Here is a 303-nt window from a genome sequence, read left to right on the forward strand (position 1 = left end):
GTGTACAGGCGTTTTTCCGGGTGCAGCAGAGCGATCTGCCTTTCCCCTTCGAAGACGCGCACAGTGCCACGGTCGGAAATGAAGTTCGGCCCTTCGTGATGCGCCGCACCCTCGAACACGAACCGGTAACCTCCCAGCTCTACGGCATCGCCCGGCGCCATGCGCATGTCACGCTCGAAACTGCCGAGGCTGGTGAGGATCACGCCCAGTGCACAGACCGCCAGGCCCAGGTGCGCCAACTGCATGCCCCAGTAGCTGCGGCCCAGGCTGGCCATGCCCTTGAACAAGCCCTTGTGACGAGTC

1 protein-coding gene is annotated in these 303 nt (G+C 63.7%); it reads right to left on the bottom strand.

All coding sequences use genetic code 11. From position 1 onward, the window contains the following. Nucleotides 1–303: cytochrome c-type biogenesis CcmF C-terminal domain-containing protein (locus AC0IYH_RS30720; RefSeq protein WP_471837943.1), on the bottom strand; the 303-nt coding region annotated here is incomplete at both ends.

The sequence above is a fragment of the Pseudomonas sp. AC463 genome (genome assembly GCF_979253585.1).